The sequence below is a fragment of the Microcystis sp. M090S1 genome, assembly GCF_020246295.1.
Classification (GTDB): domain Bacteria; phylum Cyanobacteriota; class Cyanobacteriia; order Cyanobacteriales; family Microcystaceae; genus Microcystis; species Microcystis aeruginosa.
Genome location: NZ_JADBTF010000221.1, coordinates 1 through 6,388, shown reverse-complemented (window position 1 = coordinate 6,388; position 6,388 = coordinate 1). Strand labels below are relative to the sequence as shown.

Annotated in this window: 4 protein-coding genes and 1 pseudogene; 4 read left to right on the top strand and 1 reads right to left on the bottom strand. The window is 42.0% G+C overall.

The genetic code is table 11. The features are described 5' to 3' along the window. The first annotated feature begins 238 nt into the window (after positions 1–238). The gene (gene gmd / locus IM477_RS10015) at positions 239–1,321 is read left to right on the top strand and encodes a GDP-mannose 4,6-dehydratase (RefSeq protein WP_002798501.1); all 1,083 of its coding nucleotides are present in this window, start codon (positions 239–241) and stop codon (positions 1,319–1,321) included. Between the two features lie 12 nt (positions 1,322–1,333). Continuing rightward, the gene (locus IM477_RS10010; protein ID WP_149989506.1) at positions 1,334–2,272 is read left to right on the top strand and encodes a GDP-L-fucose synthase family protein; all 939 of its coding nucleotides are present in this window, start codon (positions 1,334–1,336) and stop codon (positions 2,270–2,272) included. 54 nt (positions 2,273–2,326) lie between these two features. On the opposite strand, the gene IM477_RS10005 is transcribed toward IM477_RS10010, so the two are convergent. Continuing rightward, entirely contained in the window at positions 2,327–3,004 is a 678-nt protein-coding gene (locus tag IM477_RS10005) for a hypothetical protein (protein WP_004159248.1), read from the bottom strand. A gap of 666 nt (positions 3,005–3,670) precedes the next feature. On the opposite strand from IM477_RS10005, the gene IM477_RS10000 reads away from it, so the two are divergent. Together IM477_RS10000 and IM477_RS09995 are read left to right on the top strand one after the other, a co-directional pair. Continuing rightward, on the top strand, positions 3,671–4,855 hold the full coding sequence (locus IM477_RS10000) for an ATP-grasp domain-containing protein (RefSeq protein ID WP_287731587.1): 1,185 nt from the start codon (positions 3,671–3,673) through the stop codon (positions 4,853–4,855). Positions 4,856–5,164: 309 nt separating this feature from the next. Continuing rightward, positions 5,165–5,785 (top strand): annotated as a pseudogene (locus IM477_RS09995) (ISNCY family transposase); the annotation flags it as partial. Positions 5,786–6,388 lie beyond the last annotated feature (603 nt).

The window sequence follows — 6,388 nt, the reverse complement described above, 5'->3', positions numbered from 1 at the left end:
TGAAATGGGGCGAAAGTCTGTGGACTCTGTGTAAGACAGTACATGGTTTTTTAACTGTGGTATGCGACGGTGGTGGAAGCAGAAACTTAAATCGTGAGGTTTAGGAATCGCCGCACTTTTAGGGCGGCGAGGATGTCAACTTTTTGTCCCCTCTCAACCTAGCCAAACTTGTCCTGAGGGGCTAAAGTGTGCTATAAGCAGTCAGAGTCTTTATTCTTTCTGATTAGGTAAATTACTGATGACTGAAGCTAAACGCGCCCTAATTACCGGCATCACCGGCCAAGATGGTTCCTATCTGAGCGAATTATTATTAGAAAAAGGTTATCAAGTCCACGGTATCATCCGTCGTACCTCAACCTTTAACACCGATCGCATCGATCATATCTATACTGACCCCCACCAGCCCGATACTAAATTATTTCTTCATTATGGCGACCTCACCGACGGCACGACCCTGCGGCGTATCCTCGAACAAGTGCAACCAGTAGAAGTGTATAATTTAGGGGCCCAATCCCACGTGCGAGTTAGTTTTGATGCCCCAGAATACACCGTCGATGCTGTGGGGGTGGGGGTCTTAAGATTACTAGAAGCAATTCGGGATTACCAAAAAAGAACCGGCATCGAAGTCCGTTTCTATCAAGCAGGTTCCTCGGAAATGTTCGGGAAAGTCATGGAAGTTCCCCAAAAAGAAACCACGCCATTTTATCCCCGCAGTCCCTACGCTTGTGCGAAAGTTTACGGTCACTGGCAAACGGTCAACTATCGGGAATCCTACGACTTATTTGCCTGTAACGGCATTTTATTTAACCATGAATCCCCCCGTCGTGGAGAAACTTTTGTCACGCGCAAAATTACCCGCGCTTTGGCCCGAATTATTGCCGGACAACAGAAAAAACTTTATTTAGGAAATCTCGATTCTAAACGGGATTGGGGTTATGCTAAGGATTATGTGCGGGCGATGTGGTTAATGTTACAACAGCAAGAACCAGATGATTATGTAGTGGCGACAAATGAAACCTATTCTATCCGGGAGTTTCTCGATATTTCTTTCCAATACGTTAATTTAAATTGGCAGGATTATGTGGAGTTTGATGAACGTTATTTGCGTCCGGCGGAAGTGGATTTATTGATAGGAGATTCCACAAAAGCCAGAGAGAAATTAGGTTGGCAGCCGTCGGTAACGTTCGAGGGACTGGTAAAATTAATGGTAGATGCGGATTTAGCGGCTTTGGGGATTAATCTTAATAACGGTGGTGATAGCGGACAGTTATTAAAAGATTTGGCTTATCTTCGCAATCGTTCAATGACAACTGTGGATTAAAGAGGTAAAAATATGCTGAATTTAAGCGAACAAAGAATCGTTGTCACTGGGGGGGCCGGATTTTTAGGTCGGCAAGTAGTTAATCAATTAATTGCAGCGGGGGCAAATCCCGAAAAAATTACAATTCCTCGGTCAAAGGATTGTGATTTAAGAGTTTGGGAAAACTGTCAACGTTTAGCCGACCAAGAAGATTTAATTATCCATTTGGCGGCCCATGTGGGAGGCATCGGTCTCAATCGGGAAAAACCCGCCGAATTATTCTATGATAATTTGATGATGGGAACCCAATTAATTCACGCTGCCTATCTAGCAGGAGTGCAAAAATTTGTCTGTGTGGGGACAATTTGTGCCTATCCAAAATTTACTCCAGTACCTTTCCGTGAAGACGATTTATGGTCAGGATATCCCGAAGAAACCAATGCGCCCTATGGTATCGCTAAAAAGGCTTTATTGGTACAATTAGAGTCTTATCGTTTGCAGTATGGTTTCAACGGAATTTATCTTTTACCGGTGAATTTATACGGGCCAGAGGATAATTTTGATCCGGGTAGTTCCCATGTAATTCCTGCTTTAATTCGCAAGGTTTATGAGGCACAACAACGGGGGGATAAACAACTTCCTGTCTGGGGAGATGGTAGTCCAACCCGGGAGTTTCTCTACTCCACCGATGCAGCGCAAGGCATTGTCATGGCCAGCCAATTCTATAATGAATCAGACCCGGTTAATCTTGGTACAAATTATGAGATTTCTATCAAAGATTTAGTCGAATTAATCTGTGATTTAATGGGTTTTGATGGCGAAATTGTTTGGGAAATAGATAAACCGAATGGTCAACCGCGACGCTGTTTAGATACAACCCGCGCTAGGGAAAAATTCGGTTTTGTTGCTCAAATGGAATTTAAAGAAGGTTTGCGGAAAACCATTGAATGGTATCGGCAAAACGCCGCTTAGTCCAGATAGCTGGTGTGTTAGATAAATAACTAACACACCAGATTTTTTTTCAGCTTACTGCCCGGTAAAATCAGAACGAAGGGTTAATTTTAAATCTTCCTTGGGGTTAATTGACAATAATTCCACCGATTCTCCTCGTAATAACCAACCGGCTAATACTTCTAATCCCCCTCCTCGTAATAATCCCTCGCTAACCGGTTGGTCAGAAGTAAAAGAAGCGAGGACAGAAGCGGCGGATTTTCCTAATACTGCACCCTGAATAATTTTGTCGGGGTTAACTCCTTTAATTAGCTTTTCTAGACGAGTGAAAACTGCCGAAATAGCATCAATAGATTTTTCTTGGGGTTGACGGGTTTTTAAAAAGATTTTTTGGGATAAAAAACGCGAACCTTGACCATCAGGTTTAATTTCTCCGATAATCTGACTACCATCGGGAATAATTGTCTGTCCTTGGGAATTTTTGATATTATCGGTGACGGTCAGAGATAAAGAAAAAGTTTCTTGTTTGGTTAAAAGAATTTTTTCCCCTTGCTCGTATTTTACAGGGATGTCTGTGCCGGCAGGAATTAATTGATCATTCCCCAAAGGAATCGGTTTAATCGGGTTAATTGGGGCGAATTGACGTGCGATCGCAGGAGTCAAGGAAAGGGAGACCACAACGAAAGAAGCACTTAAAAGCATTGTTAATAGGGTCAGAGGATGATGACGACCCTGCTTTTGAAAATATAGCATCTTACCCTTGAGTTTCCTAGTGGGAGCGAATTAAAGACAGAGACGAAAGCGGAAAAAAGTTTGTTTCCAAGCAAGAAAATGCGGGAAAAAGGAGAATTTTAGCAAAAAATAACTGAGATTTCCTACTAATTGCCAGTTATTAGTTTATTTGGTCTATTGAAACGCCAAAACTCTTGATTTGTCCGCAGTTCTTAGTTTGGCACGGTTAATGGGGAACAATAACTATTTATGGGAGAATTATAGGTTCAATCCTATCAAAAAAAATCACCCGATCGAATTAAAATCTCTGAAAAAATGTAACAATTGTGACAAAAAACTGAGGGTGTGGGGTGTGGGGAATTAGGAATTAGGGAGCGCCGGAGCGGGGAGTAGGGAATAGTTCGTGTGTACTAAAGCATCCAATACTCAGTTTAAATGCAGTAAAGCTTACTAAAGATAGAAATAGAGAGAGTGAAAGATTGCTAGACTACTAGGGGTGGGTAGCTAAAAAAGTCTCGCCTCTAACCGCATAATGACACAATTAACTTTAATTTTTGCGATCTAGTAAGCCAAGAATATTCTCCCTGATCACCCGTGAACTGGATGCTGTTGCTAAAATAATCTTCATAGTCCCCAAGCTACCGAAACGAGCAAAGAGAGAATTGCCACTTTATCAATTAATTAATTATGGATTTACTCGAATACCAAGCCAAGGAAATATTTGCTCAAGTCGGCATCCCCATTTTACCTTCCCAACCAATCCACGAACCGGGGGGACTAAAAAGATTAAACATTCCCTATCCTATCGTGCTGAAGTCCCAGGTACGCACGGGAGGCCGGGGAAAAGCAGGAGGAGTGAAATTTGTCGCTAATACCATCGATGCGATCGCTGCTGCCCATGCTATCTTTCATTTACCGATCGCCGGAGAATATCCAGAGGTAATCTTAGCAGAAGCCAGGTATAATCCGCAACAGGAGATATTTTTAGCCATTTTACTTGATTATCATCTGCAAAGACCGGTTTTACTGGGTGCGAGTCAAGGGGGAATGGATGTGGACAGTTTACTGGAAACCATGCAAAAAGTGGTCATCGAAGCGAGATTTTCCCCCTATCTCTGTCGGCAATTAGCCGTATCTATGGGTTTAAGAGGGTCTTTGATCGAGTCTATCAGTCAAATTCTCGAAAAAATGTATAGTCTCTTTGTCAGCAAAGATCTCGATATTATCGAGATTAATCCCCTGGGTATCAACGAAGCTGGGGAAGTGATGGCCCTAGATGGCAAAATAAGTGTTAATGATGCCGCTTTAGCTAGACATCTCGATCTCCTAGCTTTGACCCCACCCCAATTACAATCCCCTTGGTCGATAATTGATCAAACTGGCCGAATAGCGATGATCAGTAATGGCCAGGGTTTGATGTCCACTGTCTGGGATGCCTTAGCCAGCAAGGGGGCAAAACTGGCAGCATGGCTTATACTGGAGGAAAGACTAGAATTAGAGCAATTAAACGAGCAAATAGAGGCCGGTCTGCAACAATTCCAACTATTGGCCGATTTAAAAGTGATTATCGTTGATATTGTCAGTTATCCCGACTTTGGCCAAAAAGCGATCGAGAGTATTAGCAATTACTACCGCAGTTATAGCCCATTATCACCCAGCCGGGGCAGCGGCGAACGGATGATCCGGGCCACCCGACAGGAAAGACAAACCTTGGAACCCAGATCTTTTCTCAATCCCACCCCACCACAAATAATTTTTCGCGTCCTAGCTGACAGCAAAGCGATCGATCTCAGTCAGAGTTTAGCTGATGTTAGCTTTCATTGGTTAGAGTCTTTAGAAGAGGTAGTCACGGCAGCAATTAAATTAGCCTAGAATCAGTGATCAGCAGCAATTCTCATTTTGAAATAAATAGAGCATTAACCCCGATTTTGGAAGGCAAAATATAGTAGAAAGTGACTATTTTTCAGGGAGAGGCGATCACTAAAAAAACAATTGGTTGGACAAATTAAGTATAAATACTCAAGCAATCAAAGGGATTGGCTGAGAACGAACGGGGTAAATTCAGGAAGATAGTTCTGTTTTTAGAATAGGGAATTCAAGGGAAATAAAAATTTATAATTATTGTCAGCTAAGGTAAAATGGGTGAGTTAGAAATCCACCAGCAGGTCAAATTATTCCAAGATGGCTCAAAAAGCGGCAACCCTAGAAATTTCGGAATTAATGCAATTTTTACGTCAAGAATTACATGATTTACCCGATGAGAGGAAACCTGGAAATAATACAAAATATCAGGTAGAAGATGCCGTGATGGCTGCATTTTCAGTCTTTTTTACTCAGTCGCCGTCTTTTTTAGCCCATCAACGTTTAATGAAAAGCAATAAGGGAAAAGATAATGCTGAAAGTTTATTTTCAATTGAAAAAATTCCTGGGGATAATCAAATAAGAAATCTGTTAGAGCCAGTGCCAGCCTCTACTGTCTCTAGTACTTTTCAAAAAGTCTATCAATGGTTAAAGGAAAAGGGAGTTTTGAAAAAGTTTCTCTACTTAGATGGAGAAATTTTAGTGGCATTAGATGGCACAGAAATTTCCCATCTAAGAAAATTAATTGCCCTCATTGCAATTGTCGTAACCATCGAAAGGGAACTACAACTTATTTTCATGGCTGTGTCACACCTAGGGTGGTTTCTCCTAATCAAAAACAAGTAATTAATTTAGAGCCAGAATTCATTAAAAAAACAAGATGGGCATCAAAAACAAGACTGTGAAAATGCGGCCGTTAAAAGATGGTTAAATAAGAATCATAACTTCTGTTTAGACTAATTTGCAGCCCAAATTGGCACAGCTAGGGATAAAAGACTGAGAAAGAGATAAAAAGCAGGATGAAGGATTAAGATGCGGTCTTTTTCGATTTAGGCGGGGCAGAATAGCGTTTTTTGACCGTAGGATAAGGGATTTTTGGAGTCCGTTTTTTGCCTTTAGGCCAGCCCTGGGATTTTCCTCGGGTTTTGGGGAAACAGGCGGGTGTACCAATCACCGCTAAAATTGCCCCAAAACCCTGAGCGACCCTTCCAGCAGACAGAGAGTTTTGTGGAAGAGGCTTCTGCCAAGGTAAAGGATTATCTTGTACTATCTCACGAGCCAGCCATAACTACCAAGTCAGTAGAGGCATCAAATCGCGACCAGATTGCCCTTGTTCGGGATTTGAAAGTTTGGGTAAAGTCCAGTGTAATCTTTGCGAGTGCGAAGCGATTCGAGTGATCGATGTTAATGGGACTTAGGCGTTTTCGGTCAGCAAAAAAGGCTCAAACCATTACGGGACAAAGGGTTAACCTCGATTTATGATTTTCCTTGATATATCTGGGTTTCAGCGATTTTGGGCTTCTCGAAGTAAATCCCAAGCGGGGA